The sequence below is a fragment of the Aeromonas sp. R1-1 genome, assembly GCF_040908495.1.
Taxonomy (GTDB): Bacteria; Pseudomonadota; Gammaproteobacteria; order Enterobacterales; family Aeromonadaceae; genus Aeromonas; species Aeromonas veronii.
Genome location: NZ_JBFODV010000184.1, coordinates 1 through 2,570 on the forward strand (window position 1 = coordinate 1; position 2,570 = coordinate 2,570).

Sequence of the window (2,570 nt, forward strand, 5' to 3'; positions counted from 1 at the left end):
GCCAGATTGCGATCCTTGGCAGCCAGCACCTCGGCAATCCACTCCACCGGTTTGAGCCCCTGCCCCACCAGCAGCAGGGAGCCGGTGATGTTGCGCACCATATGGTGCAGGAAGGCGTTGGCCTTGATGTCGAGCACGATGTAGGGGCCGGAGCGGCTGACACACAGATGGGTCACATTGCGCCACGGGGTGTTGGATTGGCAGGCGACGGCACGGAAGGTGCTGAAGTCGTGCTCCCCAAGCAGGCTCTGGCCCGCCTGGTGCATCAACTCGGCATCGATGGTCTCGTGGTAGTGGCTGACGCCACTGCCGAGGATCGCCGGACGGTAGTTGTGGTTGTAGATGACATAGCGGTAGCGACGGGCGGTGGCGCTGAAGCGGGCGTGGAAGCTCTCGTCCACCTGCTTGACCCAGCGCACGGCGATATCCGGCGGCAGGTTGGAATTGAGCCCCAGGGTCCAGGCCCCTTCGGCACGGTTCGCCTCGGTATCGAAGTGGATCACCTGACCGGTCGCATGGACACCGGCATCGGTGCGCCCGGCACACTGGATGGAGACAGGGTGGTTGGCAATCCGGCTCAGCGCCGTCTCCAGTTCAGCCTGCACGCTGATCACTTCACGCTGACGCTGCCAGCCGAAATACCGGCTGCCGTCATATTCAATACCTAGGGCAATTCGCATGGATAAACTTGTCTTGTTGTGAAAACGCAGTGAAAGAAACGGGGCGGATTATACGCGCTCAGCCCGAAAAGTCCCACCACGCGCGCAATTGGCCTGGATTGCGAACCTGCGCGGCCATGCTCACCCCATAACAAATCGCCAAAATATGAGGGGCAGCCTGCTGGCTGCCCCCGTTTTGCTGACCCCGTGATGGGAAATGCTTTAGCTCAACCGCTTGAGCAACTTCTCGGCTTCGGCACGCTGGTGATCGCTGCCCTGCTCCGCCGCCTCTTGCAGCAGCTCGCGGGCGCTATCCTTGTCGTCAATCTCGAGGTAGGCACGGGCCAGATCCAGCTTGGCACCCACACCGCCGTCGTCGGCATCCACATCAAACCCGGTGGATTCCGGCAGCACCTCGGGGAAGCCATCGAGCCCCACATCCAGCGAGAAGCCTTGATACGGCTCCTGCTCCGGCGCGGTGGCATCCGCTTCGGCCAGCAGCTTGTCGATCTCGACGTAGCCGCTCTCCTGTGCCTGCTCACGGGGCTGGAGATCTGCCGGATGAGATTCCACCTCGGCGAACGCATCTTCAAAATCGGAGAGCGCCAGCTCGTTGGGATCCCACTCCAGATCCAGCTCCGCTTCTTTCGCCTTGACAGGCTCCAGACCCAGCTCGGCCAGCATGGCATCCGCACTCTCGTCAGCGTCCTCTGCGGCACTGAGATCAATGGCGTTATCATCTTTGCCAGCAGCAGGCTCGTCGCGGGCACTGTCGAAATCGCCGAGATCGAAGCTCGCCAGATCGTCGTCAGCGGCGCCGACTTCGTCGATGGAGCTCAAATCGGGCTCGAGGTCGGCGGAGAGATCCGCATCCAGCTCGGCAAACAGGGCTGCCTGCAGCTCCTCTTCGCTCATGATTTCGTCAGCGGCCTTGGGCTTTGGGTTGAACTCGCTGGCCAGATCCATGGCGGGCTCGTTGGCCAGCGCAATGGGCTCATCCAGCGAGAGATCGAGGTCCGGCACAAGATCCGGGTCACGACTGGCTGGCTGGGCCGCCATCCGCTCGGGCTCAAAGCCCTGCAGCTCCATCTCGCCCTCGTCGCTGAACACCAGATCGACATCCGGCTTGGCGGCCGGCTCGTCAGACTCCATCGGCATAAAGCCATCGGGGGTGTTGAGATCCGGCACCGGGCGCACCGGCTCGTTGTCGGTCACATCGACGCTCAGCAGATCATCAAACTCGCTCTGCTCCTGATCCATCATCATGGCGGTGGATTCGGAGAGGCTCTTCTCCTGCTCTTCCAGTTCGCGGCGGGCACGGGCACGCAGCCACAGGGTCACCAGTGCCAATACCAGCAGCACCGGCAGCAGGATGATCATGGCGAGGTTGAGCGGTGAGGAGAGCAGATCCATCAACCAGTTTTTCTCAGGCTCAGGCTCGGCTGCCACTGGCGGGACCGGTTGGGCCTTGAGCTCGGCAATCTCTTTTTGCAGCGCCGTCTGATCCTGCAGCTGGGCCTTGAGGGTCTCCACCTCTTCGGTCAGGGATTGCAGACGCAGCTTGAGCCTGTGGTTCATCTCGGTCACCTGGCCGAGCTGGGCATTGGCATCTTCCAGTGCCAGCGCCATCTCGGTAGCCGGTTTGCCCACCGGTTTATCCAGATCGGAAGGCAGAGGCGCCGGGGTGGTGCCTTCTGCAGCGCTCGGAGCAGGTGCTACCGCCTCTTTCGGCGAAGGCTCGCTCACCTTGGCCACTTCTTTGGTTTCAGCCGCCGGTTGCGGTGCCACCACCGGGGCGGGAATGGGGGCGGCTTTCGCCACTGGCAGCGGCGCAGGCGCAGCCTTCACCGGCTCGGTCTTGGCGGCTTCAACCTTCGCGGGTTTGGCGGCAGCCGGCTTGGCGGTATGGGC

Annotated in this window: 2 protein-coding genes; both read right to left on the bottom strand. The window is 62.8% G+C overall.

Annotated features, from left to right (window positions below):
• A partial coding sequence (truA, locus tag AB5Y92_RS11275) for a tRNA pseudouridine(38-40) synthase TruA (RefSeq protein ID WP_368226795.1) occupies nucleotides 1-680 on the bottom strand: 680 nt, incomplete at its 3' end.
• A gap of 201 nt (nucleotides 681-881) precedes the next feature.
• Nucleotides 882-2,570 (bottom strand): FimV/HubP family polar landmark protein (locus tag AB5Y92_RS11280; RefSeq protein WP_368226796.1); only part of this gene is annotated, 1,689 nt, incomplete at its 5' end.